Genomic DNA, 25,842 nt, shown 5'->3' with positions numbered 1-25,842 from the left:
AGGGTCTAAATTTATCAAGTCGATTGGAATATTATACCACACAGCAACGCCTGGTTATAAAAGCCATACTCACAAACCTCTTCACCAAAACTCTTTACATCTCTAATATAGAACTCTATCTAGCGAACTTTTAGAAAAGATATAAAACATCAGAGTATGGACAGTTGCGGATGTACTTCAGAAAAGATTAGATGTCTAAAAAGCTTGTAGTTAAAGCTTTTTAGACATCTAAATCTAGGTACTAAAACAATTCATCCAGTAAAATATAATATTTTATTTTCTCCCAATCAGGCTTGATCCCCAGTAAGTCAAAAAATAGCTCGACATACTGTTCTTCCCCGATATCCTCCCTGATCGACCGGACGCAGAAGGCAATGTCATACCACTTGTCCGCCCTGCCGCTTCTCCCAAGATCAATAAAGCCACTTACTTTGCCATCTTTCACAAAGATGTTGCTGTCTCCCAGGTCGCCGTGGGAAAAGACAAGTTCCTCTTCGGGCTTTTCCGTCTTTAAAAAATCATACAGCTCGCGCGGATCTTTAAATGGAGTGTCTTCTTCCCAGTTTTCGCAATCCACATCGGCCAGATCGTTATTCAGTAAGTAATCCAATTCGGCTAAGCGGCTGTCTAAGCTATTCGTATAGGGACAATCCGATATGTCGATGGAGTGAAAGAGCCTGATGCACTCCGCATACAGCTCGATAATCTTTTCAGGGCTTTGTTCATCTTCATACTCTTCCGAGCAAAGGACGCCATCGGCCTCACTCATGAGCAGATTGCTCCAGCCATCATGCCGTTCAAAGTGCAGGACCTTTGGAACAGGCAGCTTTCCTTCCAGCCATAGCATCATGTCCTTTTCCCGTTCCACATCATAGGTGGTCCCTTTATACCGGCTGTCCGTCATTTTTAAATATAGGTTTTCATTTTCTCCCACCAGCTTATATACCTTAGCAGGAGACATTCCTTCCGTATCTTTTACGCAGCGGTATTTTTCGATCAGTTTTTTCAATTCCGGTGATATTCTCATTTTAGCCATTTATTATTTCCTTCCTCTTTTCTACAGTATTTAAAGATACCCCAAGATTTTCGGCTGCTTTACGAAGCGGCAATTCAGGATGATAGTTTTCAAATTCCGATTTGTCGCTTTGTTTCTTGACTAAAGTATATCACAAGAGTATGAACAAATCTACATCATTTCAGCCTGTCGGCGGCGTTGTTCTCTTTGGCATATTGCCGCGCTGCTCTCCGCCGTTCCTCGCTGTATGGGGCGGTCAGGCGGAAAGAGAAGCGTCCTTTCTCAATATCAAACTCCATGCAGCCCGTTTCCGGGTCTGCGTCCGTCTGCTGGCAGATTGCCGGATAACGGCGGCTGTATGCAAGCAGACGCTTCTTTAAGGCGGTGTTGTGGGTGCGGATATGGATAAGGGGGTCTTTCTCGTCAAACCAAATATCGGTGGTCTTTTCCTGCTTGGTAATCCCTGTTCTCATGCAAGCTCCTTTCTGCGCCCCTGTTACGCAATAGGGGCATTTTTCGGGTGTTTTCTCCGGCTCTTGACTTGGAGAAAACGGCGTTTTTGACGATAAAAACCGCCCGGACGGGGAATGGTTCGTCGGGGCGGCTGTTATCGCAAGATTTCTGTTTTTTCCGGCTCTTGACCGTTAAACATAGATTAACTCATGCATTACGATTTCCTCGGCTCTCGCCTTGCAGTTGTTCATCAAACCTACCCATTTCATCGGGTCGGCGGCTTTGAGGGCTTCGGTGGCTCCTGCTTCTCTGGCAAGGCGGGGCATGAGGTAGTCCAGCATATCCCGCGCCGCCCGGTCTGTTTCCGCAAGGTGGGGATATAGCTTCTCGCTGGCAACAAGGGCGGTATAAAGACGGTGGCGGTATTGTTCCAGATAGGCTTTCCGCAGCCGCCCATAGTGGCCGATATGGGGCTTCGGGGTAGCGTCCAGCCCCGGACGCTTGAAAGTCGTTCCCCGCACTCCGTCATCGGTGAAGTGCCGGATATTCGTAAAGCCGTTCTTTTGGGCGTAGTCCTCCAAAATGCGCTTTTGGTTTTCTATCGACACGCTTTCCCCGGCTCGCTCATCGTCATGGGAAAGACGCTCGTACAGGGCTGTGATTTTTCCCTTGTCCGGCTGTTTCTTCATGGGGTGTAACCTCCTTTCTTGAGGGTGCGCGCTCCCTTTATCCTTATTGTAAATTACCATTGGGATCGGTGACCACATAGCTGCTGTGCATCTGCATGAGGGAGGGCTTGACGAAGAACCGGGTCTTGCCACTGCCGCTGCCGCCGATGACCAGGATGTTTTTGTTCCGGGCGTACTTGGGATTTTTGGGGCGGCTGGACATGGTGAGCTTTTCCGTCTGGGTCAGCGGGATGTTCCAGTCGGGGACCGGATCGACATAGGGGGCAATATCGGCCGCAGTGCCCCATCGGGCGCTCCCGTACTCGATGCCCTTGCGGTATTTGCGGGCGTTTTTCCCTTTGGCGTACACCGCCAGCCGGACAATGACCGCCCCGACGATACCTGCCAACAGGTCCAGCGGATGCAGGCTGGGCAGCCCAGAAGAAAACGCCTCCGTAAAGCCCTGGCTTAGATGCAGGAACTTTTCAGAGGCGTCAAGGCCGGGCGCGAGGCGCACCGCCTGGCAGAGTTTATCAAAGAGATAGACAAACAGCAGATACGGGAGGTTGAGGATGAGAATCTTTTTCCAGGTGTCGGTCATAATTCCACACCCCGGTCTTTGGTCTTGACCTTCTCCCTCTGGCGGTGCTGGGCTTTGGCCTGCTGCTTTGCCTGGTCCAGCTCTTTGCGGATGGAGGGCTTTTGCTCTTTCTCCAGGTTCTTTGCGGAGAACTCCCGGAAGGCCGCCGTAATGACGTCGGCATCCCGGCCCTTGAAGAACACCAGATAGCGGGGTATCTCTCCGCTGGTGTCCTTTTTCAGCGCGAAGTCAATGCCGTACTTCTTGGCGGTGGCGGAAAAGGCCCGGATGTTCTGGTCGGTGATTTCGATGTTGGAAACGCCGGTATTGTGCTTCATAAGCTGCCGGAGGGTCTGCTTGCCGTGGTGCAGTTTGGTCTTGTGGCCGGTCACTCCTTTCTGCATCTCGTCCAGCACTTTTTTCATGGCCTGTTGTAGCATCCCGGCGGAGAGCTTGGTGGCCTCCACACAGAGGGCAACAGTGCGCTGGGTGACTTCTTCCTGCATGAGTCATCATCTCCTTTCTCCACTGCCGTACAGGTCGTGGTTCACCAGGGACGCATAGTAGCTGTCGATGGTGGCCGGGGCATTATACAGGGTAGCCAGCAGATATTTCTTGATGTTGCGGACATAGGTGGTGTTCTCCCGCATACGTTCCAACACATACTCGATGTGGGAACTGTTCAGCTTCAGGAACCGGGATTTGACCACCTCCGCCGGATAATCGTCCCCGGCAATGCGGATCATCTCCCTGCGGGAACAGACGGTGTCCACCATAAGCTCCACCAGCTCGTTCAGCATATCCCGATCCAGCCGGTCATCCCGGCATAGATAGTCATACTCGATATTCTCCAAAATCAGCTCCCGATAACTCTCTCGCTCCCGCATCCAGTCCCGTCCGGTCCGTTTGACCCCTGCGGGGGCTTGGGGGCTTGATTGGATAGGATTTGATCCTTCCGTACTTGTTGAATCAGTATTTTGTTTTTCAGGATTTCTTTTCTCTTTATTTAATTGCGGCCGGTTTTCCAGACACGGGTTATCCATATCCGGGTTTTCCGTATCTGGACAAGCCTTATCCGGCTCGTCCTCACACGGCTGGCCCGTGTCCGGGGGATGGGGCGTCTCGTAGATGACATACTCCACATCCACGATTTTGCCCTTGCTGTCCCGCAGCCGATTGCGGACTATGTACCCGGCACGCTCCAGCTCCTTCAGGGCTGATCCGATGCTGTCCGTGCCCTCCTTACAAATTTTAGCCAGCCCCCTGGTGGTGTAGTTCCAGTCCTCCGGCAAGGACAGCATCATGGAGAGCAGCCCTTTGGATTTAAGGGACAGCCCCGCGTTGCGCAGATGGTGGTTGGACATCACCGTGTAGTCGCGGGTTTTCTCAATGCGAAATACCGCCATGTTATCACCTCCTTTCGGCGGTTTGAAAAAGTGTTCATTTTCGGGGAAAAACAGCCTCTATGCCCCCGGATACCCCAGAGGGGAAAACCTATGGGCGGTGGCCTCCTGGCTGATTTAGGTTAAAAAATATGGATTTTTTGCCCCCTTTCGATGCCGTTTTGAATATGTCGGATACTGTATAATAGAATTACAGGAAATTGGGGCACAAAAAAAGCCATAGGTTAATTCCTATGGCTTTTTATTGAATTAGGGAAATAATTAATTGCACGAGATATTTTGTTTCTTATTGGTATTAATATACTTTGCTCAAAATGCAATAGACCTATATATCAAACTCATAGTTTTCGGCTTTTTTTAAATCTTCTGGCATTTCCCGATACTTTTTTACTACAGCAGATATTTCTTTTAACAATTCGTTCTTATTGGAAAAACTACATTCACCGATTGAATCAAACTTTATGCTGGATAACTGAAGCATAAAGTTAAAGTCCCATTCCAGATTCTGAACAAATTGCTCTAACACTTTATTGGTTTTGATAACATTTAATTCTGTAGCTATTTTTAAATATTTTAAAATAGCATTTATAATTTCCTGATTCTTAAGGTCGAATTCACTCAGCAGATTTTCTTCTTCAATTTTTGAATGTGCTTTAGACCGTAATATAGCTTTTCGCTCCATAGAAAAAAATCTATGTTTATCTAGCAGCTCATAAGTCTCTTGCCAATTGTTGCGGAGCTCATCTGGTGTCCAAATATAGTCATCTTCGTGTTGAATCATTTTTAAAGCATAATGAACGATTGCTAACATAGTCACATAATTGCAAGATGCTTTTTCTCCAGCGAGGATTTGCTCTACTTGGTGTTCACGCAAATCCATTTTTATTGAATATCTTGCTTCAGGATCATTCTTTGTTTCAAACCATTCATTAACAGGAACATTGCGACTTTTTAAATTGTCAAAATTCAACTCTTCATTCTTATTAATGCGAGTTACCAAACTAGAAATTGATATGTTATTTTGATGCAGTAATGCGTTTATTTCTTCAATTAATGTATTTGGAATAGGCAACTGTCGCACAACTGTATCTAGATTTAGGAACCATAGTTGCTCTGCAAGTTCATCTTTTGAATACCTGATGGAACACAGGGACAATAACTGCTCTCTACGCTCGTTTATATTACTGCTGTTTTGCATAATGACTTCTAACAGCTTATCAAACTCCTCTTGCTCCAGAGATTTTATCCCGTAACTCTCTAACTTGGATACATACGATGGGCTATGGCCGATTGCCTCTGCAACGGTTTTAGCTGGTACATTATTTTCAATACGCAGAGCTTTAATTGTAGCGGATAACTCTGGTGTAAATATTATCTTAGGCATAGGCTTATCCTCCTCATCTATCACATTCTACCACGCAGCTTAAAAAGGCGCAATATTTTTCCTCAAATAATTAATAGGAAAATATTTTCCGATTTTTATGTCGTATCCTCTTGCACTTACGGCCACGTTGTGGTATAATGCTCAGCGTGGAAATGTTATCCACAGCATCAAAGTCAAGGGGGGAGTGATTCCAATGCAGAAGGCAGTCACGGTGGAATAAAAAAGGGCCTCTCTGAATTCCGACAAATTCAGAGAAACCCTTAAGCGATACCACCGGCGGTTTACAAGCATGAGTATGTGGTAGCACACATCTTATGCTCGGAGGTGTCCTGTATCGCAACAGCCAATTTATTATACAGGATTCCTCCTTAAAAATCAAGAAAGGGGCTAACAGAGATGGCCAAAAAAATTTTAGTTTTTAAGGAGAATACACATGAATTTTTCTACATTCCACCGTCTTCCTATTACTGGGCATAAGGACATCGACTTTGTAGACATCCGCCTTGAAACGGATACTAGTCTATATGTTGATCCTGAGCGTATTGCACTTAGTAACCATCCCATTTCAGCATCCGCATCTCACTGCATAGATGATTTCTTCGCCACACTTTGCCAGGTTGCGGCGGAGAGAAATTCGAAGCATTTGTACGACATGCTGTCTTTTGGACGGGAACCTAATGAAACGCATCTAGGTCTTTCTGCTTCCCGTTCGCAAGGACGGGGTACATCTCCCGAAATCCTAATGCCGATTGTTGAAGAGATGATAAGAGAGCATCTCTTTGACAAAGGGCTAATTACCCAACTTGGTGATCTTCATCTGTGGACTCCAAACTTTGGTTATGACCGCCTTTCAGACCTGACAACCAACATTATCCGGGCGGTTCTGATTGACTATACCCTCGAACAGTACGAGTATTGGGGCATCTCAAATGCGGGTGAAGCTACTGCCGTTTCCTGTATGTGGAATTCTACAACTCACCAATGGGAAAGAAGAGATTTCCCCAAAATTAGTTCAGGAAGCTATCAAACGTTGCTTGTTCCAAAATGCTTTGTTGGTAGGAGCATGTTGTCATCTCCGGGAGAACTTCTCCAGAAATATGCCCTGCGCTATCGACAGCAAGAGCATCTCGACATTAGAAGCGATCTGTGCCACCGCAAGGTCGACAAGAATGGGGTAGAAACTTGGAAGCCCCCCGCCAAAAAGGAGATTCAAGCCTTTGAAATGAAGGGGACTCCTGAAAAAGCATATTTGCTTGAAATGGGGCACCGCTATCCTAGAATGGTCGACGAATTTCACACCGATCACAGGTTTTCATATCGTAGTTGCCCCCAGATAATGAGCGATTACGAGCTGGATAAGCTACTCTACGGACGCGACGAGTTGGCAGTTTAAAAAAAGCAGGGCCCCAATAGTTATGGGGCCCTGTTTTTTACCTTACGCTATAAAAAAATCCACCTAAGTCTATTCTTCTATCATTTCCTCCATCTTCAGCCAATCCTCAAAGGATTTCCTGGAGATGCGGATCATGTTGCCGATGCGGATCGTCTTGAACAATCCGGAGTTGGCAAGTTTATAGGCCGAAGCGCGGCCGATACCGAGAATGGCTGCGATGTCATTCACAGTGTATGTTCTGCTTTGGGGCGTCCCTTTTTCGTTGGTGCTCATAAAACTATCTCCCTTGCTAATATGATTTTGAAATGGCCCCTGGAAGCCCTCTGTCACAAGGGGTTCCTGCTAATACCTTGCTAATACGACATTTGAAAAGCCGTTGTAAGGCAGCATATTTCAGGGGAATTTGTGCAAATTGACCTGCCTCCAGGCAGCACAATTTGCGAAGAAACAACACGGGAAGATATGATATGAACAATTTACGAAATGGTACGCCGTACTCCTAAGCGGTAGGTCGGAGGTTCGAATCCCCTCAGGCGTGCCAAAAGCCGCAGCAGTTTCAAAAGAACTGCTGCGGCTTTTTATTGCCTGCTGATAAAATTTGCAGCGGAAAGAGGTGTATGCTGGAACTGCCAAAAGAAAGGAGAGGAACATGATGAGACACCGCGGTTCCTACTGCGACTTTTACCGCAAGCTGAGTTACAGGCTGGATGAGCAATTCCCCTCCGTGGGGGAACGGATTATGGTGGAGTGGTCGGAGTCTGCGCTGCGTCGTCTGGACGATCTGCCCCGACGCCCTGCCTACGCCGTACGGGGCAAACCGGTAGACCGGGAGACCGCCCTGGAGATCCTGCTCTGGTCCACCAATTTTGACGCGGTCCAGTTTCAGCTGGGAAATCGTACGCCCTGGGATGTGGAGGCCCTGCTGAAACAGCGGCCGGACCGCATTTCCCTGTATCAGTCGCTGCTGGGATATGATCTGGACTGGTTTCCTCAGCCGGAAATGGTATGCTGCGGCTGGGTCCACCCTGACGGCTACATTGGGATCAACGGGTACTACAGTGACAAAAATCCCTTTCCCGATGAGCTTTTGGACTACTGGGTCCTGCTGGCAGCGCAGGTCACCGATCAGCTGGATCTGGTGGTGGTATTTGGGGACGGGGATGAGCGCTGGGACCCGAAGCGGACTATGGCGGAGCAGATCCTGGCCGGGTTCCACCTGCGGGGCAGGGAGATTCGTCTGCTGGAGGGCGAGGAGGCCAGAACCCTGTTTTCCGCCTATGACGCCCAGTACGGCGACCACCGGAAGGATGGGCCTCTGCGGGACCCCAGGCCGGGCAGTACGAAACGCTTCTATGACTTCCATGACGCTGACTGTCCACTTGGCTCTCCCATCTGCGTGAAATATATGCTCTATTGGCAGGAGGACGGCCCCTGGGGGCCGGATCTCCTGCCGCCCCTGCCCCACAAGGTGGACAAAAACTGCCCCATGTACTACGGCATTCCGGACTACCGCTATGAGACCGGCCCCATCACCCTGGAGGAGATGTACCGCTTTGCCAAAGCGCTCCAGCCCCGGCGGAGCCCATAAACAAAAAACCGGCCTGCCGCTATGCGGCAGGCCGGTTTTCACCTGTCTCAGAAGTACTTCTTGATGCCCTCGGTGGCCAGGGACTCGTCAGCGCTGATGGTGACGGTGAACTTGATGTTGTTCTTCTCGGAGAAGCTGTTCAGCCAATCCAGGAACTCCTCCACCGCATGATCGGTGACGTCGGCGGCCACGATCTTGGTCAGGCTGTCGATGAACACGTGGGTAATATCATAGTTGCCGGCATAGAGGCCGCTGATGAAGCCCTTCATGAAATCGAAGTTGCAGACATCAAAGTGGCTGGCCTCCACCAGGCGAATTTTATAGTGAATGTCATAGGTCAGCTTGGGGCCGCGCTCGATGCAAACGACGTTGCCATTCTCGCTGTGAACAGCGGAGTTAATGAGCTCGATCATCTGCTTGGTCTTACCGGTGCCCTTGACCCCCATGATCACTCTCACCATAGTTATCACTCCTTCTTAGTCCGCCGGGACCACCCCGGCCTGGTGCATTTATGTTACCATTTTTACGGTGGGATTGCAACTGATTTGCTCAAGTTCACAAAAAATTCCCACAGGATACCTGCCGGTGACCGTCAGGTTTACTTTTAGCCCAGCCGGGCCTCCAGCTCGGCCTTCTTATCCTCGTAGCCGGGCTTGCCCAGGAGAGCATACATGTTATTCTTGTAGGCCTCCACGCCGGGCTGGTTGAAGGGGTTGATGTCCATCAGGTAGCCGGTGAGGCCGCAGACGTACTCGAAGAAGTAGATCAGGGCGCCCACGCTCTTGGGGCAGCGGCCGGGGGCGGTGACCATCAGGTTGGGCACGCCGCCGTCCACGTGGGCCAGCAGGGTGCCCCGCATGGCCTGCTCGGCCACGAAGGACAGGTCCTTGCCGGCCAGGAAGTTGAGGCCGTCCACGTTGTCGGGATCGTGGGGGATGGTGATGGCGGGGCCGTTGCTCTTCTCAAAGCGCACCACGGTCTCCAGCATGAGCCGCTCGCCCTGCTGGATGTACTGGCCCATGGAGTGCAGGTCGGCGGTAAACTCCACGCTGGCGGGGAAGAGACCCTTGCCGTCCTTGCCCTCGCTTTCGCCGAAGAGCTGCTTCCACCACTCGCCGAAGAAGCGGAAGGAGGGCTCATAGCCCACCAGGATCTCCACCTTCTTGCCGCCGGTGTACAGAGCGTGGCGGGCGGCAGCCTGCTGCCAGGCGGGGTTGGTCTCGCCGGGCACAGCCAGGGCCTCCATCTCCTCCCGGGCGCCCTCCATCAGCTGGGCGATATCCACGCCGGCGCAGGCGATGGGCAGCAGGCCCACGGCGGTGAGCACGCTGTAGCGGCCGCCGATGGCGTCGGGCACCACAAACTCCTCATAGCCCTCAGCGTCGGCCAGACCCTTCAGGGCGCCCTTGTGGGCGTCGGTGGTGGCGTAGATGCGCTTGCGGGCCTCCTCCTTGCCGTACTTCTCCTCCAGCAGGTTCTTGAAGATCCGGAAGGCCACGGCGGGCTCGGTGGTGGTGCCGGACTTGGAGATCACGTTGATGGACCAGTCCTTGTCCTTGATGAGGTCCATCACTTCCAGCATGCCGTCGGTGGACAGGCCGTTGCCGGCAAAGTAGATGGCGGGGCCGTCCTTGTGGGTCAGGTTGAAGTTGGGGGAGTTGACCAGCTCCACCACGGCGCGGGCGCCCAGGTAGGAGCCGCCGATGCCGATGACCACCAAGGCCTGGGAATTGCTGCGGATGCGCTCCGCCGCCGCCTGAATGCGGGCAAACTCTTCTTTATCGTAGTCCCGGGGCAGGTGGACCCAGCCGGTAAAGTCGCCGCCGGCGCCGCTGCCGGTCTCCAGCTTCTGCCGGGCGCTCTCCAGGGCGTCCAGACGGCTGGTCAGCCAGTTTTCCGGGAGGAAAGAACGGGCGTTGGAGGTGTCGATTTGAATCATGGTGACGTCACTCCTTATTATGTTTCACAAAGCCGTGTCACGGCTGATGCCTCTATCATACACCAGGGTGGAGTTTTTGACCAGAGAAAAAAGCCAATTAACGGAAAAAACTTAGGCCTTCCGCACCCAGATGGTGTTGTCGTTCATGGTGGTGGCCTCGCCCCAGTCGGAGAGGCGGGCGTGGGTCAGGCAGTTGACGGTGTTTTCGCCGGGATAGACCCCTTCGGCCACCACCGTCATAGGGGCCACGGCCCGGTCCAGAAGCAGGGTACAGGTCATCTCGCCCAGGTTGTTGTAGCATACCACCTGCTCTCCCTGGGTCAGGCCCAGCCGGGCGGCGTCCTCGCCGTTCATGCGCACCGTCATCTCACCCCGCAGGTCCCGCAGGGCGGGAGCCTCATTAAAGGAGGAGTTGAGGGTGTGGACCACCGGGGCGCAGATCAGGTGGAAGGGGTCGGAGCCGCCGTGGGGCGGGAACCAGCCGATAATGGGGTCGTCCAGGTGGATCTTGCTGTCTACGGTCTGGATGGGCAGGGGGAAGGGACTCTCCAGCACCACAGGCTCCCCGGCCAGCACTTTCTCCTTTTCCTCAGAAGAGAGGGCCCAGCTGTTCTCCACCATCTGGCGGCACAGCTCCTCCGGGGTATGGCCCTGGAAGGGGTCCTCCATGCCCATGGCGGCGGCCAGCAGGGTAAAGACCTCCCAGTTGCTCTTCACCTCACCGGGGGCGGGCACTGCCGCCGGAGCGTACTGGATCTCCCGGTAGCCGTAAGGGGTGTACAGATCGGTCTGCTCCACCATATAGGGGGCGGGCAGGATGATGTCGGCGTACTTGGCGGTGTCGGTCATATACCGCTCATGGACCACGGTAAACAGGTCCTCCCGGGCCAGGCCCCGGCGGACGGCATTCTGGTCGGAGGTCACCGTGGCCGGATTGGCGTGGTAGACGTACAGGCTGTGGATGGGGGTGGAGAGGCCCTTGCCCTCCAGAGCCAGGCCCAGCTGGTTGATGTTGATCATCTGGGTGTGCTGGTTGGCCAGATCGGGCCGCTTGACAGATGACTTGTCGATGAGGGCGGGGGAGGAGCAGATACCGTAGGTGCCGCCGCCCCGCTTGGCCCAGGCGCCCACCGCGGCGGGGAGGGCGGTGATGGCCCGGGTGGCCTCGCCGCCGTTGCCCGAGCGGGAGAAGCCGCTGCCCAGCACGATGCAGGGGGCCTTGGCCCTGCCGTAGGCCAGGGCCAGCTCCCGGATGGTGTCGGGGCTCAGGCCGATGAGGCACTGGGTCTCCTCCGGGTCCCACACGTCCAGGGTGGTTCGCAGTTCCTCCCAGCCCTCGGCGTGCTGGGACAGCCAGGCCTCGTCGGTCAGTCCCTCCTGGTCCAGCACCTGGAGCATGGACAGGGCCAGAGCCCCGTCGCTGCCCGGCTGGATCAGGATGGTCTGGTCGGCCAGCTCGGCGGAGGGATTTTCATACACGTCGATGAGGATGATCTTGGCCCCGTTGGCCTTGGCCTTGCGCAGGATGGGGGCCAGATGGGCCCGGGTAGCGGGAATGTTGGTGGACCACAGCAGGATCAGGTCGCTGTGCTCCACATCCCAGGGGGACAGGTCGCAGGAATCCCCCATGACCTTCTGCCAGCCGGTGGATTTGGCGGTGCTGCACAGAGTGCGCTTGAGACGGCTGGCTCCCAGGGCGTGGAAGAAGCCCTCGCCGCAGTTGCGGTGGACGATACCCATGGTACCGGCGTAGGAGTAGGGGAGGATGGTCTCCGGGCCGTACTGGGCCATCAGCTCCTTCCAGCGGCCGGTGATCTCCTGAATGGCCTGATCCCAGGAGATGGGCTCAAACTCTCCGGCACCCTTGGCTCCGGTGCGGCGCAGGGGGGTAAGGATACGGGCAGGACTGTTGATGGCCTCGGGCAGGTGGCGCATCTTGGCGCACACCCAGCCGTCGGTATAGGGGTTGGCCGGATCACCGGTAATGGCGGTGACGGTATTGCCCTCCGTCTCCACCAGCAGAGAGCACCCCTCGGGGCAGTCATAGGGACAGGCAGAACGACAAGTGGACATGATGATAACCTCCTTTTGAAAAAGGCCGCCCGTGGGCGGCCTTTTGCGAGCAAAAACATGGAGATAAAAATGATTGGCCGGTACGTAGGGTGAGAATTGCAGGCTGTCCGAAGGCGAATTCACTTCGCCGCAGGACACCGCTGCTTGCCCGGACGCGGGCAACCGCCTCCGTGGGCGGAGGCGAGGGGGGTATCAAAACCGTTGTGCCGCCCAGGCGGCGCGGCGGTTTTGTATCCAGGGGGGACAACGTCCCCCCTGGACTCAGTTCTTCAGGCTCTGCATGGGGGCGGGGATACGGCCGCCCCGGGCCACGAAGGCCTCGGCACTCTGGGGATGGACGGGCATGACGGGGGCGGAGCCCAGCAGGCCGCCGAACTCCACCGTGTCGCCCACCACCTTGCCGGGGGCGGGGATGATGCGCACGGCGGTGGTCTTGGAGTTGACCATGCCGATGGCAGCCTCGTCGGCGATGATGGCGGAGATGGTGGCGGCAGAGGTGTCGCCGGGGACGGCGATCATATCCAGGCCCACGGAGCACACGCAGGTCATGGCCTCCAGCTTGTCCAGGTGGAGTACGCCGGAGCGGGCGGCGGCGATCATGCCCTCGTCCTCACTAACGGGGATGAAGGCGCCGGACAGGCCGCCCACGTGGGAGGAGGCCATAACGCCGCCCTTCTTCACCGCGTCGTTCAGCAGGGCCAGAGCGGCGGTGGTGCCGTGGGTGCCGCAGGTCTCCAGGCCCATCTCCTCCAGAATGCGGGCCACCGAGTCGCCGATGGCGGGGGTGGGGGCCAGGGACAGGTCCACGATGCCGAAGGGCACACCCAGGCGGCGGCTGGCCTCCTGAGCCACCAGCTGACCCATGCGGGTTACCCGGAAGGCGGTCTTTTTGATGGTCTCGGCCACCACGTCGAAGGGCTGGCCCTTCACGTCCTTCAGGGCGTGGTGCACCACGCCGGGGCCGGACACGCCCACGTTGATGATGCAGTCGGGCTCACCCACGCCGTGGAAGGCGCCGGCCATGAAGGGGTTGTCCTCCACAGCATTGCAGAACACCACCAGCTTGGCGCAGCCGAAGCCCCCCTGGTCGGCGGTGAGCTGGGCGCACTCCTTGATGGTGCGGCCCATGACGCCCACGGCGTTCATATTGATGCCCGCCTTGGTAGAGCCCACGTTGACGCTGGCGCACACCAGTTCGGTGCGGGCCAGGGCTTCGGGGATGGAGGCGATGAGCTTCCGGTCGGCACGGGTGGCCCCCTTCTGCACCAGGGCGGAGAAGCCGCCGATGAAGTTGACGCCCACTGCCTTGGCGGCGTTGTCCATGGCCACGGCGAAGGGAACATAGCTTCCCGTCTCGGAGGCCCCGGCCACCAGAGCCATGGGGGTCACAGAGATCCGCTTGTTGACGATGGGGATTCCGAACTCCCGCTCAATGGCCTCGCCGGTGGCCACCAGGTGCTCGGCCTGGCGGGTGATCTTGTCGTAGATCTTGCGGCAGGCGGCGTTGGGATCGGAGTCGGCGCAGTCCAGCAGGGAGATGCCCATGGTAATGGTACGCACATCCAGATGCTGCTGGTCGATCATATGGATGGTATCAAAAATTTCGTTGGCGTTGATCATAAAGTGATGTACTCCTTATCGTCGGACGATCATCGTTTCTTGTCACGCTGCGCACGCCTCGCGGTCGGGTCGCCTTCCCTTCGTCTCGGGCTGGTCTGCGGGCCGCAAAGCGGCCCTGCGCTCGCCCTCGCTCCGGTCCAGGCTCCCCTGCTCGGCGGCTCCGCGCTTCCTCAAATGCGATGCATGGCGTTGAAAATGTCCTCCCGCTGGGCGCGGATGGACAGATCCCGGTCCTTGCCCTCCTGCTCCAGCAGGGCGGCCAGATCGGCAAAGGGCAGGTCAGCCTGGGAGGCGTCCACCAGCATGACCATGGTGAAATAATCCTGCAGGATGGTCTGGCTGATATCCAGAACGTTGACGTTGTGCTGGGCCAGCAGACCGCACACCATGGACATGATGCCCACCCGGTCCTTGCCCAGAACGGTGACAATGGCTTTCATAGCTGATAACTCCTTTATTTCTCGATATGGAAACGGGAACCGGCTCAGGTCCGGCCCATCTCATCCAGGGTCATGCCGAAGGCGGGGAGGAAATGCTCCAGAAAATAGTCCACCTCGGGCAGGCCGTAGCCCTTCAGAGCGTCCAGGGTCTGCCGGGCGGCCTGCTGGAACTCGGTGTTGCCCGCCTTCAGCTCCTCCAGGCACTTGATGTGGGCGGACAGCTTGTCCGCCGCCTTCACCAGAGCCTTGGTGTCCGGGTCGTACTCCTCCCGCAGCAGGGGAGAGAAGGCGGGGCGCAGCTCCTCCGGCAGCATGTCCAGCAGCTTGCCGGCGGAAACCTCCTCCACCTTTTTGTAGGCGTCCCGGATCTGGGGGTCGTAGTACTTGATGGGGGTGGGCAGATCGCCGGTAAGGATCTCCGGGGCGTCATGGTACAGGGCTGCCATGGCGGCCAGACCGGGGTCGGCCTCCTTGCCGAACACATCCCGCCGGATCACCGCCAGGGCGTGGGAGAGCACCGCCACCATATGGGAGTGCTCCTGAATGTTTTCCTGAAAGGTGTTGCGCATGAGCCCCCAGCGGCTGATGTACCGCATGCGGGATAAATAGGCAAAAAAGGGCTGTGATTCCATCCGTAATCCCCCTATTCCATCGAAACAAGTTATTTTACCATAAATGCACGGCGGTGTAAACGGGAGGGCCCAAAGATTTCCCGCCCGGCAATTTGCATTGCCGGGCGTTCCGGGGGATGGTATACTATGCCTGTAAATTAGGAAACACGGAGGTGAAACAGCGTGAAACCATTGCCGCCCAAAAAAGTCAGAAGGATCGTCTGGCTGATGTTAGGCGTGGGAGGTGCCCTGGCTGCCGGGGGAGTGCTGGCGGAGATCCATCTGCTGACTACCATAGGCGTGGTGGTCATGCTGTGCGGGCTGGGGTTTCAGCTTCTGTTCTACCGGTGCCCCCATTGCGGGAAATATCTGGACCGAAGCACGGGGCCCTTCTGCCCCCACTGCGGACGCAGCATAGATGAGTAGGGCCCAACAGCAAAAAAAGACCTGAAACTCTAGTTTCAGGTCTTTTGGTGGAGATAAGCGGGATCGAACCGCTGACCTCTTGAATGCCATTCAAGCGCTCTCCCAGCTGAGCTATACCCCCATATTCACTTGGCGGCCGGTCAGGCCGACCGAACGAATTGTATTTTAGCACGGCCACCCTTTGCTGTCAACACTTTTTTTCATTTTTCTCAAAAAATTTTAGAGCAGGGTGTTGTCAACTGCCGGTTGACAGGATGGAAGGGGGCGGCCCTTGCCTTTTGGGCCGCCGGACGCTAGGATAGAGACAGCGAAAGGAGGGGGATGGACATGACGCTGGGTCAGCGCATCCAGGACCACCGCACCCGGCTGGGGCTCTCCCAGGAGGGGCTGGGGGACAAGCTGGGGGTATCCCGTCAGGCGGTCAGCAAGTGGGAAGCCGACGGGGCGGTGCCCGATACCGATAAATTGATTGCCCTGTCCAGGCTGTTCGGGATCACCTTAAATGAACTGCTCCAGGTGGAGGGGCCGCCGGAGCCGGCAGGGTCCGGCGGCTTTTTTGCGGTCAGGTCTGGGGCAGGGAGTCGTCCTCCCGGATCCAGTCCTCCACATGGACCACCGAGTAGTCCGTCTTGGTGTTGCGGATGACCACCCGCTGGATGCCGGCGTTGATGATGAGCCGGCGGCACATGGAGCAGGAGGTGGAGCCGGCGATGAGCTCCCCGGTGGCGGGGTCCACGCAGGCCATGTACAGAGTGGCGCCGATGGTCTCGCTGCGGGCGGCGGAGATGATGGCGTTGGCCTCGGCGTGGACCGAGCGGCACAGCTCGTACCGCTGGCCGGAGGGGATGTTGAGGGCCTCCCGGGTGCAGTAGTTCAGATCCACGCAGTTTCTGCGGCCCCGGGGGGCGCCGTTGTAGCCGGTGGCGATGATCTCGTCGCTCTTGACCAGAATGGCGCCGTAGCAGCGGCGCAGGCAGGTGGCCCGCTCGGCCACGGTCTGGGCGATATCCAAATAGTAGTTTTCCTTGTCGATGCGGCCCATGGGCGCGCCTCCTTTCACCTGAGTGAAAATTCATACCGCCAGTATACCGGTTTTTGGCCGGGACCGCAAGGGGGACAATGACTTCCGGTCCATCGTTCATGAAATGTTTACGGTTGCGTTCTTGACGAAAAAAGCCGCAGGCGCTATCATAGAGACATCAAAAGTGTATCCTATTTTACATTGAAGGAGACGACCGTATTTCATGCTCATGAATTTCTTCAGAAAACTGATGTATGGACGGTATGGCAGCGATCATCTCTCCTTTTTCCTGCTTTTCCTGTATGTGGTGCTGATTCTGGTTTCGGGGCTGCCCCATATGGAGTGGATCTCCTGGGTGGCCCTGGTGATTCTGGTGTGGGACCTGTGGCGCATCTTCTCCCGCCGCATCGACCGCCGCCGGGCGGAAAACGCCCGTTTCCTGGCCCTGGCGGGACCGGTGATCCGCTGGTTCAAAATGCGGCGCACCGTCCACCGGGACAAGGAGCACCGCTACTTCAAGTGTCCCAACTGCGGGCAGTACCTGCGAGTGCCCCGGGGCAAGGGAAAAATTACCGTCAACTGCCGCAACTGCGGCGCCAGCTTCGAAGAACGCAGCTGAAACCGAAAAAGAGCCGCTGCCCCAGGCAGCGGCCCTTTTTGACCGAAAGGGGAATTACCATGAGACAGTGTATGGACGCCGACAACCTGCACCGCAGACTGAAAAAGATCATCGGCCAGCTCAACGCCATCGACCGGATGGTGGACGAGGATATCCCCTGCGAGGAACTGCTGATGCAGATCAACGCCGCCAAGAGCGCCCTGCACAAGGTGGGGCAGGTGGTGCTGGAGGGCCACCTCAACCACTGCGTCCGGGACGGCATCGAGCACGGGGACGCCGACCGCACCATCGCCGAGTTTGCCAAGGCCATTGAGCATTTTTCCCGCATGAGCTGAAACAAGCTGTGCCGCAAAGGCGGCACAGCTTGTTTTTTGTGTGGGCGCACGGTATACTGCCTGTAGATGACTCAGTCCTGAAAGGCCTTCAGATATTCCGATGCCGACCGGCTCATCTCCCGGGAGAAGTCGGAGTTGTATTTCCGGTCGCAGAAGGCCCGCAGCCAGTCGGCGTAGGGCCGCTGTCCGGCGTTGTCGGAGAGCATCCGCTCCAGCTCCCCGGCGTCCATCCGGCGGTAGCCGTTCTGGTGTACGATGTAGGGCAGGGCCCGGCGGCGGGGCTTCTCTCTGGCCTGCTGCTGAGCGGTGGGGTAGCCGAACACCACCATGGCGGCGGGCACCACGTACTCCGGCAGATTCAGCAGATGCCGGTGGGTCTCGTACTGCTCCAGGATGTCCCCGATGTAGCAGGAGCCGATCCCCAGGCTCCAGGCGGCGGTCACCGCGTTCTGGGCGGCGATGTTGGCGTCGGAGCAGGCCAGCAGCAGGTCCCCCACCCCCGGCTTCCGGGGATTGCAGCCCCCGGCGGCAAAGGCGTCGTACCACTTCTGGCAGTCGGCGCAGAAGATGAGCACCAGGGGGGCCTGGGCGATGAAGGGCTGGTGGTCGCAGGTCTCCGCCAGCGTGTCCTTCAGGCTCTGGTCGGTGATATCCAGAATGGTGTACAGCTGCTGATTGCCTGCTGTGGGGGCGGCGCAGGCCGCCTCCAGAATGGCCCGCTTGTCCTCCGCGGCAATGGGCTTCTCCAGATAGGCCCGCACCGATTTGCGGTCGTGGAGCTGGTGGAGCACGTCGTTCATAACCAAAAACCTCCTGACAGGATGTGAAACTATGCAAGAAAAGTGCTATTCCGTAGAGGGGCAGGATACTCTGCTGCCCTTCCTGCTGGCCCATGTGGCGGGCAAGAGCCGCAACAATGTCAAATCCCTGCTCACCCGGGGGCAGGTCCAGGTGGACGGCAAGACCGTCACCCGCCACGACCATCCCCTGATGCCGGGACAGACCGTCACCGTCCTTCCCCAGGGGGCGGGGGACAAAAAGGCCCCCTTCCCCATCCTCTATGAGGACGGGCGGCTGCTGGTCATCGAAAAGCCGGCGGGACTGCTGAGCATGGCCAGCGACAAGGAGAAGCACCGCACCGCCTACCGCCTGGCCACCGACTATGTCCGCAAGTCCGATCCCCGCCGCCGGGTGTTCATCGTCCACCGGCTGGACCGGGACACCTCCGGCGTGCTCCTCTTCGCCAAGGACGAGGAGACCAAGCGGGCCTTTCAGGACAACTGGGATGAGCTGGTGGGCCGCCGGGGCTATCTGGCGGTGGTGGAGGGGGCGCCCCCCAGGGATTCCGACACCATCCGCACTCTGCTGCGGGAGAACGCCGCCCACAAGGTGTACTCGGTGCGCTCCGGCGGCAAGGAGGCGGTGACCCATTATACCACCCTGAGTCGCGGAAAGAAATATGCACTTTTGGAGGTGGATCTGGATACCGGCCGGAAAAATCAGATCCGGGCCCATCTCAGCGAGCTGGGCTGTCCCGTGGCCGGAGACCGGGACTACGGTGCCGAAACCGATCCCCTGGGGCGGTTGTGCCTCCACGCCCATGAGCTGGTGCTCACCGACCCCTTCAGCGGGGAGGAACGCATCTTCCGGGCGGAGGCCCCCAGGGGCTTCCGGGCCCTGACCCGGTAAGGGTCACAGCCCCAGTCTGGCCCGGGCCTGATCCCGGAAGGCCACCAGCTCGGGGTAGTCGTAAAAGAAGCTCTGCTTCTGCTCCCATACCGCCGTGCCCTGGGGCTTGTCGTAGAGGACGAAATAGGAGAAACTCTCGGCGATGTCCTCGGTGGGGTCAGTGGCGGCATAGCTGGTGATGAAGTCGTCCTCATGCCGCAGATAGAAGCTGTCACTTTCCGGGTCGGCCAGCCGGTCGTCCAGATAGTCCTTCCAGAAGCGCTGATAGAAGGCGTTGAGGTAGGAGTCCGGGTTGCTGGTCATATCGTTCTCCCCGTAGCAGTCGTACCGCTTGGGTACGCCGTAGGAGACCTGATGGTTGTTGAGGGTCAGGTAGTGGGCGTACTCGTGGTATACCGTCTCAGTGAACTCCACGGGATCGTCGGCGTCCTCCGGGTCCACCGCCAGCTCCCACCGGGCTCCCTCATCGTCCGCCGGGACCACATAGGCCAGAATGTCGGCCTCTCCGTCGGTGAAGATGGTGAAGCGGGTGAAGGGCTTCAGGCTGCCCTGGGGCAGCAGGGCATTCACCTTGTCCCACAGGGTCCGGTACTCCGCCTTGTCCGACTTGTCGGGGATCAGGGTGCCGTCCGCCCCGATCTCATATTGGGCCAGGGTGGGGGGCTCCTCTTCCCCCTCCGGCTCCTCGGGCTCCTCCAGATAGCGCTGAGTCAGATCCTGATAGAGCTGGTTGAGCTGGGCCACCAGGTCCTCCTCCTGGGGAGACAGCTCCCAGCGGTTTGCCTGGGCACGGGCCTGCCGCAGGGGGACCAGCTGCTCCAGCAGGAACAGGATCCGGCCCCGCTCCTCCGTGGTGAGTCGGTCGGCCAGCTGGCCCAGCTGGGCATTGGCCAGCCGGGCGGCTTCGGCCTGGACGTCTACCCCTCCGGTCAGGAAAGGGAGCGTGGGGCGGCCGCAGGCCGACAGGGTCAGCAGAAGCGCCAGAAGCAGCAGGGGCGCGGTTTTCCGTCGATGCATGACAAAACACCTCGTTCGATGAAATGGGCCAGCCACTTTGGGGCTGGAGCCGTGGAGGTGATTGTAGCATGGCGGCGGTTTTGGGGGAAGAAAGCTAAATAAATCTACAGGGAAACGTCACGATTTCCCAAGAAAACGACGAAGGGCGGGGCCGTACGGCCCCGCCCTTCGTCTGGGAAGGTATAGGAAATGGGAAGGTTACAGTTTGACGACCCAGCCGTGGGGATCGGGCTTGGTGCCCCACTGAATGCCGGTGAGGGTATCGTACAGCTTCTGGGCCAGAGGGCCGATCTTGCCCTCGTTGACCACCACGTGCTTGTCCTCCCAGCCCATCTCACCGATGGGGGAGACAACCGCGGCGGTGCCGGTGCCCCAGGCTTCTTTCAGGGTGCCGTTGGCGCCAGCTTCAAAGAGCTCCTCGGCGGTAATGAGCCGCTCCTCCACCTTCAGGCCCCAGTCGCGCATCAGCTCGATGCAGGACTTGCGGGTGATGCCGGGGAGGACGGAGCCGGTGAGCATGGGGGTGACCACCGTGTCGCCGATCTGGAACATGACGTTCATGGAGCCCACTTCTTCAATGTACTTGCGGTGGACGCCGTCCAGCCACAGCACCTGGGCATAGCCGTTCTGCTCGGCTCGCTCACCGGCCCGGATGGAGGCGGCGTAGTTGCCGCCGCACTTGGTGTAGCCGGTGCCGCCCTTGACGGCCCGGACGTCGTCGCTCTCCACATAGATCTTCACCGGGTTGATGCCCTCGGCGTAGTAGGCGCCCACGGGGCAGGTGATGATGGCGAAGATGTAGTTGTGGGCGGCATGGACGCCCAGAGTGGGGGTGGTGGCGATGATGAAGGGGCGGATGTACAGAGAGGTGCCCGGCTGATCGGGGACCCAGTCGGCCTCCAGCCGCACCAGCTGCTCGATGGCGGCCAGGGCGTCCTCCTCGTCCAGGGGCGGGATGCACATACGCTCGCAGGAGGAGTTGATGCGTTTGATGTTCTCAGTGGGACGGAAGAGCTGAACGGTGCCGTCGGGGGAGCGGTAGGCCTTCAGGCCCTCAAAGACCTCCTGGGCGTAGTGAAACACCATGGCGGAGGGGTCCAGGGCGATGGGGCCGTAGGGGACGATGCGCCCGTCGTGCCAGCCCTGGCCGTCGGTGTAGTCCATCAAAAACATGTGGTCGGTAAAGGTTCTGCCGAACACCAGCGTGGAGGGGTCGGGCTTGGGCTTGAGCACTGCTGCACGCTGAACGGGATATTCCTTCATCAGGATGGCCTCCTTGCAGTTTCATTGCTTGTTTTCAGTATGGCAGGGTGAAGGGGAAAAGAATGTAAACCGTGATACAATAGCAGAAAAAGATACCGGCCGGTATAGCGGCCGATGCCCGCCGTCCTTATTGTATCACAGGGGAAGAAGAGGGACAAGCGTACTTGTTTTTAGCCGCTACCTTTGATATAATAACATGTCATCTTGTAATTGAACGCGTTTGGGAGGTCCCTATGCGGAAGAACAAATTATCCCACCTGGTGGAACCCAGTCTGCGGCTGTACTTTGTATGCCTCATCGTATTTGCCGCGGTGACCGCCTTTTTCTCCCTGCCCGCGGCGGCGGCGGAGGTGGCGGTGGTGGTGATCCTGTACCTCTATTTCCGCCGCAGCAATTCCCTGCGGCAGAAGGAGATCCTCAAGTACATCGAGAATGTGACCTGCAATATGGACTCGGCCACCAAGGACACCATGGTGAATGCCCCCCTGCCCATGGTCATTTTCCGGCCGGAAAATGACGAGGTCATCTGGTCCAATGACCGCTTCCTCCAGATCACCGGGGAGCGGGAGCATCTCTTCGACACCAAGATCACCGCGGCGGTGCCCGACTTCTCCTCCCGCTGGCTCATGGAGGGCAAGACCGAGTGCCCCACCGAGGTGCGCATCGGGGAGCGGCGCTTCCTGGTGTACGGCCATCTGGTCCGCACCGAGGAGCAGGGGGCCCGGGGCTACCTGGCCACCACCTACTGGGTGGACGTCACCGACTTTGCCACCGTGCGGGACGAGTTCTACGCCACCCGCCCCGTGGTGGCCATCCTGACGGTGGACAACTACGAGGAGCTGATGAAGGGGGCCAACGACAGCGCCAAGTCGGCCATGCGCAGTGAGATCGACGACCGGCTGGCCCAGTGGGTGGCCCCCGCCCAGGGCGTCTTTACCCGGTACGAGCGGGACCGCTACCTGTTCCTTTTTGAGGAGCGCTTTCTGGCCCAGTTCCAGGAGGGCAAGTTCTCCATCCTGGATACCGTGCGCCAGGTGACCAGCCCCTCGGGCATCCAGGCCACCCTGTCCATCGGCATCGGCAAGGACGGGGACAACTTTGGGGACCTGTTCCAGTACGCCGCTCTGTCGGTGGAGATGGCCCTCTCCCGGGGCGGCGACCAGGTGGTAGTGAAGAACAAGTTCAACTTCGAGTTCTTCGGCGGCCGCACCAAGGAGCTGGAGAAGCGCACCAAGGTGAAGAGCCGGGTTATGGCCAACGCCCTGGGCGAGCTGATGGCCGATGCCTCCACCGTGTTCGTCATGGGCCACAAGTACCCCGACCTGGACTGCATCGGCGCCGCCGCCGGCGTGTGCGCCATGGCCCGGAAGAAGGGCACCCCCGTCCATATCGTGCGGGAGCCGGGGGTCAACCCGGCCAGCGAGATGAGCGACCGGCTGGGCCAGGTGCCCGAGTACAAGGACGTGTTCCTCTCCCCCCAGGACGCCATTCTGCTGGCCGACTCCAACTGCCTGCTGGTGGTGGTGGACACCAACCGCCCCGAGCAGGTGGTGAGCCAGGATCTGCTGGAGGCGGTGCACAAGGTGGCGGTCATCGACCACCACCGCCGGGCCTCCTCCTATATCGCCGACGCGGCCCTCAACTTCCATGAGCCCTACGCCTCCTCCGCCAGTGAGCTGGTCACCGAGCTGTCCCAGTACCTGCTGGAGCCCGCCGACCTGCTGAAGATCGAGGCGGAGGCCCTGCTGGCGGGCATGGTGCTGGACACCAAGCAGTTTACCATGCGCACCGGCAGCCGCACCTTTGAGGCGGCCGCCTTCCTGCGCCGCTCCGGCGCCGACACCGGCGACGTGAAGAAGCTGTTCCAGAACGATCTGGAGGGCACCATCGCCCGGTATGACATCATCCAGACCGCCCGGATATACAAGGACGGCATCGCCGTGGCCCGGGTGGACCATACCGTGGGACGCATCACCGCCGCCCAGGCCGCCGACGAGCTGCTGAACATTTCGGGCATCGACACCTCCTTTGTGCTCTTCCCCGACCAGGAGGGACGGGTCATCCTGTCCGCCCGCAGCATGGGGGATGTGAACGTACAGGTGGTGCTGGAGAAGCTGGGAGGCGGCGGCAACGCCGCCACCGCCGGCGCCCAGGTACCCGGCAAGACCGTGGATGAGGTCACCAAGATGCTCCTCCAGGCCATTGACCAATACCTTGAAGACGAATAACCATCGGGGCGGGTCCCTGACCTGCCCGCAGCCATAAGAAAGGACGAATAACCATGAAAGTGATTTTGCAGCAGGATGTAAAGGGCCAGGGCAAGAAGGGCCAGATGATCGAGGCCAGCGACGGCTACGCCCGCAACTTCCTTCTCCCCCGCAAGCTGGCGGTCCCCGCCACCGCGGAGAATATCAACACCATGAAGATGCAGGAGAAGGCCAAGAAGGCTCAGGAGGCCGCCGAGAAGGCGGAGGCCGAGGCCACCGCCGCCAAGCTGAAGGAGCTCTCCGTCAAGGTGACCGCCAAGGCGGGCAACGGCGGACGGCTCTTCGGCGCTGTTACCACCAAGGAGATCGCCGACGCCCTCAGCGCCCAGCACGGCATCACCATCCAGAAGACCAAGATCGTCCAGGACGAGCCCATCAAGGCCTTCGGCACCTATGAGCTGAAGGTGAAGCTGGGCTATGAGGTCACCGGCACCCTGAAGGTGGTCGTGGCCGAGGCCTAAGAACATCTAGGGGGTATCCCATACCCCCTAGATACAAAACCGCCGCGCCGCGCTGCGGCACAACGGTTTTGATACCCCCGGTTTCGCGCCCCGCGGCGCGGGTCGAGGTGTTTTCCGGAGAAATGAATTCCCCGGAAAACAGATTATCAAACAGATACAGAGTAGGGGCCGATGCCCACATCGGCCCGTCCAGGGGAGGTGAAGGAACATGGCAACCGAAGAGGAACTGCTGCTGCGGCAGATGCCCCACAGCGTGGAGGCCGAGCAGAGCGTGCTGGGCGCCATGCTCATTGACGCCCGGTGCATTCCCGAGGTCATCGAGGAGCTCAAGCCCGAGGATTTCTACCTGCGCACCAACCGGGAGATCTATGAGACCATCTACTCCATGTTCAACTTCTCCCTCACCATCGACCCGGTGACCGTTCTGGATCACATGCGCCAGAACGGGGTGTACGACGAGAATACCTCCCGGAACTATATCCTCCAGCTCATGGAGGTCACCCCCACAGCGGCCAATGTGAAGGAGTATGTGGCCATCGTCAAGGACAAGGCCCTGCTCCGCCGCATCGCCGAGACCGCCGGGGACCTGACCGCCCTGGTGCAGGAGGGCACCGGCACCGGACAGGAGGTGCTGGAGGCCGCCGAGCAGCGGATCTATGCCATCCGCCAGGGCCGTGCCTCCCAGGGACTGGCCCACATCTCCAGTGTGATCCTCAACGTGTACGAGCGGCTCAACGAGCTGGCCCTCAGCGATTCCGAGGTGCCCGGCCTGTCCACCGGCCTGCCCGACGTGGACCGGGCCATCTCCGGCCTGAACAAGTCCGACCTGATTCTGCTGGCCGCCCGCCCCGGCATGGGCAAGACCTCCTTTGCCCTGAACATGCTGCTCCACGCCGGCAAATTCTCCGGCAAGACGGTGGTCTTCTTCTCCCTGGAAATGAGCCGGGAGCAGCTGGCCATGCGCCTCATCTCCGGCGAGGCCTTTGTGGACAACAAGAAGCTGGTCACCGGCAAGCTGGGGGAGGAGGACTGGTCCAAGATCGCCGCCGCCTCGGCTGCCCTCAACCAGACCCAGATCCTCATTGACGACAACCCCTCCCTCAGCGTGGCGGACATGAACGCCAAGTGCCGCCGGGTGGATAATCTGGGACTGGTGGTCATAGACTACCTCCAGCTCATGACCTCCGCCGGCGGTCCCACCCGCAGCAGCGACAACCGGCAGCAGATCGTCTCCGACATCTCCCGTGCCCTGAAGATCATGGCCAAGGAGCTCAATGTGCCGGTGGTCTGCCTGTCCCAGCTGTCCCGTGGCCCGGAGAGCCGGTCGGACAAGCGGCCCATGCTGTCCGACCTGCGTGAGTCGGGCGCCATCGAGCAGGACGCCGACATCGTCATGTTCCTCTACCGGGACGACTATTATAATGAGAACAGCGAGAACCACAACGTGGCCGAGTGCATTATCGCCAAAAACCGCCACGGTGAGACCGGCAAGGTGGAGCTGCAGTGGCTGCCCGAGTACACCACCTTCTCCTCCATTGACCGGCGGCACAGCGAATATTAGCACCACCCCTACGGAA

Annotated in this window: 27 protein-coding genes, 1 tRNA gene and 2 pseudogenes; 10 read left to right on the top strand and 20 right to left on the bottom strand. The window is 58.2% G+C overall.

Annotated features, from left to right (window positions below; genetic code table 11):
* Window positions 1-241: 241 nt before the first annotated feature.
* From aph(3')-IIIa to B5G34_RS10665, 8 genes and pseudogenes are all read right to left on the bottom strand, one after another.
* Window positions 242-1,036, bottom strand: a complete 795-nt coding sequence (gene aph(3')-IIIa / locus B5G34_RS10695) for an aminoglycoside O-phosphotransferase APH(3')-IIIa (protein ID WP_001096887.1) — start codon at window positions 1,034-1,036, stop codon at window positions 242-244.
* Window positions 1,037-1,191: 155 nt separating this feature from the next.
* Window positions 1,192-1,488: a hypothetical protein gene (locus tag B5G34_RS10690; RefSeq protein WP_087337046.1), complete on the bottom strand. Its 297-nt coding sequence runs from the start codon at window positions 1,486-1,488 to the stop codon at window positions 1,192-1,194.
* A 171-nt stretch (window positions 1,489-1,659) separates the two neighbouring features.
* A complete protein-coding gene (locus B5G34_RS10685) occupies window positions 1,660-1,989 on the bottom strand; it encodes a TnpV protein (RefSeq protein ID WP_242956988.1) in 330 nt (109 codons plus the stop codon).
* A 21-nt stretch (window positions 1,990-2,010) separates the two neighbouring features.
* Window positions 2,011-2,157 (bottom strand): annotated as a pseudogene (locus B5G34_RS19155) (resolvase); the annotation flags it as partial.
* Between the two features lie 5 nt (window positions 2,158-2,162).
* Window positions 2,163-2,737: pseudogene (locus B5G34_RS10680) on the bottom strand (type IV secretory system conjugative DNA transfer family protein); the annotation flags it as partial.
* The gene (locus B5G34_RS10675) at window positions 2,734-3,222 is read right to left on the bottom strand and encodes a PcfB family protein (protein ID WP_087337036.1); all 489 of its coding nucleotides are present in this window, start codon (window positions 3,220-3,222) and stop codon (window positions 2,734-2,736) included. The gene B5G34_RS10675 and the pseudogene B5G34_RS10680, both read right to left, overlap by 4 nt.
* Window positions 3,223-3,228: 6 nt before the next feature.
* Window positions 3,229-4,122 carry a DUF6017 domain-containing protein gene (locus tag B5G34_RS10670; protein ID WP_087337033.1) on the bottom strand — a complete coding sequence of 298 codons (894 nt, stop codon included), beginning with the start codon at window positions 4,120-4,122 and terminating at the stop codon, window positions 3,229-3,231.
* A 322-nt stretch (window positions 4,123-4,444) separates the two neighbouring features.
* Window positions 4,445-5,503, bottom strand: coding sequence for a helix-turn-helix transcriptional regulator (locus B5G34_RS10665; protein ID WP_087337030.1), 1,059 nt, complete (start codon window positions 5,501-5,503; stop codon window positions 4,445-4,447).
* Window positions 5,504-5,936: 433 nt separating this feature from the next.
* Between B5G34_RS10665 and B5G34_RS10660 the strand changes: the two genes are divergently transcribed.
* On the top strand, window positions 5,937-6,896 hold the full coding sequence (locus B5G34_RS10660) for a hypothetical protein (protein ID WP_087337027.1): 960 nt from the start codon (window positions 5,937-5,939) through the stop codon (window positions 6,894-6,896).
* Window positions 6,897-6,965: 69 nt separating this feature from the next.
* On the opposite strand, the gene B5G34_RS10655 is transcribed toward B5G34_RS10660, so the two are convergent.
* Window positions 6,966-7,169, bottom strand: coding sequence for a helix-turn-helix domain-containing protein (locus tag B5G34_RS10655; RefSeq protein ID WP_087337024.1), 204 nt, complete (start codon window positions 7,167-7,169; stop codon window positions 6,966-6,968).
* Between the two features lie 376 nt (window positions 7,170-7,545).
* Between B5G34_RS10655 and B5G34_RS10650 the strand changes: the two genes are divergently transcribed.
* A complete protein-coding gene (locus B5G34_RS10650) occupies window positions 7,546-8,484 on the top strand; it encodes a hypothetical protein (RefSeq protein ID WP_140397230.1) in 939 nt (312 codons plus the stop codon).
* Between the two features lie 47 nt (window positions 8,485-8,531).
* On the opposite strand, the gene B5G34_RS10645 is transcribed toward B5G34_RS10650, so the two are convergent.
* The 6 genes from B5G34_RS10645 to yfbR form a co-directional block, all read right to left on the bottom strand.
* Window positions 8,532-8,945 carry a hypothetical protein gene (locus B5G34_RS10645; protein ID WP_087337019.1) on the bottom strand — a complete coding sequence of 138 codons (414 nt, stop codon included), beginning with the start codon at window positions 8,943-8,945 and terminating at the stop codon, window positions 8,532-8,534.
* Window positions 8,946-9,088: 143 nt separating this feature from the next.
* The gene (locus B5G34_RS10640; RefSeq protein WP_087337016.1) at window positions 9,089-10,423 is read right to left on the bottom strand and encodes a glucose-6-phosphate isomerase; all 1,335 of its coding nucleotides are present in this window, start codon (window positions 10,421-10,423) and stop codon (window positions 9,089-9,091) included.
* A gap of 111 nt (window positions 10,424-10,534) precedes the next feature.
* Window positions 10,535-12,496 (bottom strand): molybdopterin-dependent oxidoreductase, encoded by a 1,962-nt coding sequence (locus tag B5G34_RS10635; RefSeq protein WP_087337013.1) that lies wholly within the window; start codon window positions 12,494-12,496, stop codon window positions 10,535-10,537.
* A 261-nt stretch (window positions 12,497-12,757) separates the two neighbouring features.
* The gene (locus B5G34_RS10630) at window positions 12,758-14,116 is read right to left on the bottom strand and encodes a PFL family protein (protein WP_087337009.1); all 1,359 of its coding nucleotides are present in this window, start codon (window positions 14,114-14,116) and stop codon (window positions 12,758-12,760) included.
* 170 nt (window positions 14,117-14,286) lie between these two features.
* On the bottom strand, window positions 14,287-14,556 hold the full coding sequence (locus B5G34_RS10625) for an ACT domain-containing protein (protein WP_087337006.1): 270 nt from the start codon (window positions 14,554-14,556) through the stop codon (window positions 14,287-14,289).
* 44 nt (window positions 14,557-14,600) lie between these two features.
* Window positions 14,601-15,188 carry a 5'-deoxynucleotidase gene (gene yfbR, locus B5G34_RS10620; protein ID WP_087337003.1) on the bottom strand — a complete coding sequence of 196 codons (588 nt, stop codon included), beginning with the start codon at window positions 15,186-15,188 and terminating at the stop codon, window positions 14,601-14,603.
* Between the two features lie 162 nt (window positions 15,189-15,350).
* On the opposite strand from yfbR, the gene B5G34_RS10615 reads away from it, so the two are divergent.
* A complete protein-coding gene (locus B5G34_RS10615; protein WP_140397229.1) occupies window positions 15,351-15,593 on the top strand; it encodes a hypothetical protein in 243 nt (80 codons plus the stop codon).
* Between the two features lie 45 nt (window positions 15,594-15,638).
* On the opposite strand, the gene B5G34_RS10610 is transcribed toward B5G34_RS10615, so the two are convergent.
* Window positions 15,639-15,714 (bottom strand) — tRNA-Ala (locus B5G34_RS10610).
* Between the two features lie 200 nt (window positions 15,715-15,914).
* On the opposite strand from B5G34_RS10610, the gene B5G34_RS10605 reads away from it, so the two are divergent.
* Complete coding sequence (locus tag B5G34_RS10605) at window positions 15,915-16,238, top strand: helix-turn-helix transcriptional regulator (RefSeq protein WP_343286567.1); 324 nt, start codon at window positions 15,915-15,917, stop codon at window positions 16,236-16,238.
* On the opposite strand, the gene B5G34_RS10600 is transcribed toward B5G34_RS10605, so the two are convergent.
* On the bottom strand, window positions 16,156-16,635 hold the full coding sequence (locus B5G34_RS10600) for a deaminase (RefSeq protein WP_087336995.1): 480 nt from the start codon (window positions 16,633-16,635) through the stop codon (window positions 16,156-16,158). The two genes, B5G34_RS10605 and B5G34_RS10600, sit on opposite strands and share 83 nt — an antisense overlap.
* Before the next feature lie 202 nt (window positions 16,636-16,837).
* Here B5G34_RS10600 and B5G34_RS10595 point away from each other — a divergent pair, with 202 nt between their 5' ends.
* Together B5G34_RS10595 and B5G34_RS10590 are read left to right on the top strand one after the other, a co-directional pair.
* Complete coding sequence (locus B5G34_RS10595; protein ID WP_087336992.1) at window positions 16,838-17,233, top strand: hypothetical protein; 396 nt, start codon at window positions 16,838-16,840, stop codon at window positions 17,231-17,233.
* A gap of 59 nt (window positions 17,234-17,292) precedes the next feature.
* Window positions 17,293-17,568, top strand: coding sequence for a metal-sensing transcriptional repressor (locus tag B5G34_RS10590; protein WP_087336989.1), 276 nt, complete (start codon window positions 17,293-17,295; stop codon window positions 17,566-17,568).
* A gap of 71 nt (window positions 17,569-17,639) precedes the next feature.
* Here the strand turns inward: B5G34_RS10590 and B5G34_RS10585 are convergent, their stop codons facing one another.
* A complete protein-coding gene (locus tag B5G34_RS10585; protein ID WP_087336987.1) occupies window positions 17,640-18,368 on the bottom strand; it encodes a nitroreductase family protein in 729 nt (242 codons plus the stop codon).
* A gap of 31 nt (window positions 18,369-18,399) precedes the next feature.
* Here B5G34_RS10585 and B5G34_RS10580 point away from each other — a divergent pair, with 31 nt between their 5' ends.
* Complete coding sequence (locus B5G34_RS10580; RefSeq protein WP_087336985.1) at window positions 18,400-19,257, top strand: RluA family pseudouridine synthase; 858 nt, start codon at window positions 18,400-18,402, stop codon at window positions 19,255-19,257.
* Window positions 19,258-19,260: 3 nt separating this feature from the next.
* Here B5G34_RS10580 and B5G34_RS18770 read toward each other — a convergent pair whose 3' ends face one another.
* Entirely contained in the window at window positions 19,261-20,274 is a 1,014-nt protein-coding gene (locus tag B5G34_RS18770; protein ID WP_087336981.1) for a hypothetical protein, read from the bottom strand.
* A gap of 198 nt (window positions 20,275-20,472) precedes the next feature.
* On the bottom strand, window positions 20,473-21,537 hold the full coding sequence (locus B5G34_RS10570) for a branched-chain amino acid aminotransferase (RefSeq protein WP_087336978.1): 1,065 nt from the start codon (window positions 21,535-21,537) through the stop codon (window positions 20,473-20,475).
* Between the two features lie 233 nt (window positions 21,538-21,770).
* On the opposite strand from B5G34_RS10570, the gene B5G34_RS10565 reads away from it, so the two are divergent.
* From B5G34_RS10565 to dnaB, 3 genes are all read left to right on the top strand, one after another.
* Window positions 21,771-23,765 carry a DHH family phosphoesterase gene (locus B5G34_RS10565; RefSeq protein ID WP_087336975.1) on the top strand — a complete coding sequence of 665 codons (1,995 nt, stop codon included), beginning with the start codon at window positions 21,771-21,773 and terminating at the stop codon, window positions 23,763-23,765.
* A gap of 53 nt (window positions 23,766-23,818) precedes the next feature.
* A complete protein-coding gene (gene rplI / locus B5G34_RS10560; RefSeq protein ID WP_087336972.1) occupies window positions 23,819-24,265 on the top strand; it encodes a 50S ribosomal protein L9 in 447 nt (148 codons plus the stop codon).
* Window positions 24,266-24,473: 208 nt separating this feature from the next.
* Window positions 24,474-25,826, top strand: coding sequence for a replicative DNA helicase (dnaB, locus tag B5G34_RS10555; RefSeq protein ID WP_087336969.1), 1,353 nt, complete (start codon window positions 24,474-24,476; stop codon window positions 25,824-25,826).
* The last annotated feature ends 16 nt before the right edge of the window (window positions 25,827-25,842 follow it).

Source organism: Flavonifractor sp. An82 (assembly GCF_002159265.1).
GTDB lineage: Bacteria > Bacillota > Clostridia > Oscillospirales > Oscillospiraceae > Flavonifractor.
This window is presented reverse-complemented; position numbering and strand designations above follow the sequence as displayed.

Excerpts from the sequence above, each read along its gene's own strand:
- B5G34_RS10690 (WP_087337046.1), bottom strand. The coding sequence starts at position 1,488 with ATGAGAACAGGGATTACCAAGCAGGAAAAGACCACCGATATTTGGTTT.
- B5G34_RS10675 (WP_087337036.1), bottom strand. The coding sequence starts at position 3,222 with ATGCAGGAAGAAGTCACCCAGCGCACTGTTGCCCTCTGTGTGGAGGCC.
- B5G34_RS10670 (WP_087337033.1), bottom strand. The coding sequence starts at position 4,122 with ATGGCGGTATTTCGCATTGAGAAAACCCGCGACTACACGGTGATGTCC.
- B5G34_RS10665 (WP_087337030.1), bottom strand. The coding sequence starts at position 5,503 with ATGCCTAAGATAATATTTACACCAGAGTTATCCGCTACAATTAAAGCT.
- B5G34_RS10660 (WP_087337027.1), top strand. The coding sequence starts at position 5,937 with ATGAATTTTTCTACATTCCACCGTCTTCCTATTACTGGGCATAAGGAC.
- B5G34_RS10655 (WP_087337024.1), bottom strand. The coding sequence starts at position 7,169 with ATGAGCACCAACGAAAAAGGGACGCCCCAAAGCAGAACATACACTGTG.
- B5G34_RS10650 (WP_140397230.1), top strand. The coding sequence starts at position 7,546 with ATGATGAGACACCGCGGTTCCTACTGCGACTTTTACCGCAAGCTGAGT.
- B5G34_RS10645 (WP_087337019.1), bottom strand. The coding sequence starts at position 8,945 with ATGGTGAGAGTGATCATGGGGGTCAAGGGCACCGGTAAGACCAAGCAG.
- B5G34_RS10640 (WP_087337016.1), bottom strand. The coding sequence starts at position 10,423 with ATGATTCAAATCGACACCTCCAACGCCCGTTCTTTCCTCCCGGAAAAC.
- B5G34_RS10635 (WP_087337013.1), bottom strand. The coding sequence starts at position 12,496 with ATGTCCACTTGTCGTTCTGCCTGTCCCTATGACTGCCCCGAGGGGTGC.
- B5G34_RS10630 (WP_087337009.1), bottom strand. The coding sequence starts at position 14,116 with ATGATCAACGCCAACGAAATTTTTGATACCATCCATATGATCGACCAG.
- B5G34_RS10625 (WP_087337006.1), bottom strand. The coding sequence starts at position 14,556 with ATGAAAGCCATTGTCACCGTTCTGGGCAAGGACCGGGTGGGCATCATG.
- yfbR (WP_087337003.1), bottom strand. The coding sequence starts at position 15,188 with ATGGAATCACAGCCCTTTTTTGCCTATTTATCCCGCATGCGGTACATC.
- B5G34_RS10605 (WP_343286567.1), top strand. The coding sequence starts at position 15,915 with ATGGACATGACGCTGGGTCAGCGCATCCAGGACCACCGCACCCGGCTG.
- B5G34_RS10600 (WP_087336995.1), bottom strand. The coding sequence starts at position 16,635 with ATGGGCCGCATCGACAAGGAAAACTACTATTTGGATATCGCCCAGACC.
- B5G34_RS10595 (WP_087336992.1), top strand. The coding sequence starts at position 16,838 with ATGCTCATGAATTTCTTCAGAAAACTGATGTATGGACGGTATGGCAGC.
- B5G34_RS10590 (WP_087336989.1), top strand. The coding sequence starts at position 17,293 with ATGAGACAGTGTATGGACGCCGACAACCTGCACCGCAGACTGAAAAAG.
- B5G34_RS10585 (WP_087336987.1), bottom strand. The coding sequence starts at position 18,368 with ATGAACGACGTGCTCCACCAGCTCCACGACCGCAAATCGGTGCGGGCC.
- B5G34_RS10580 (WP_087336985.1), top strand. The coding sequence starts at position 18,400 with ATGCAAGAAAAGTGCTATTCCGTAGAGGGGCAGGATACTCTGCTGCCC.
- B5G34_RS18770 (WP_087336981.1), bottom strand. The coding sequence starts at position 20,274 with ATGCATCGACGGAAAACCGCGCCCCTGCTGCTTCTGGCGCTTCTGCTG.
- B5G34_RS10570 (WP_087336978.1), bottom strand. The coding sequence starts at position 21,537 with ATGAAGGAATATCCCGTTCAGCGTGCAGCAGTGCTCAAGCCCAAGCCC.
- B5G34_RS10565 (WP_087336975.1), top strand. The coding sequence starts at position 21,771 with ATGCGGAAGAACAAATTATCCCACCTGGTGGAACCCAGTCTGCGGCTG.
- rplI (WP_087336972.1), top strand. The coding sequence starts at position 23,819 with ATGAAAGTGATTTTGCAGCAGGATGTAAAGGGCCAGGGCAAGAAGGGC.
- dnaB (WP_087336969.1), top strand. The coding sequence starts at position 24,474 with ATGGCAACCGAAGAGGAACTGCTGCTGCGGCAGATGCCCCACAGCGTG.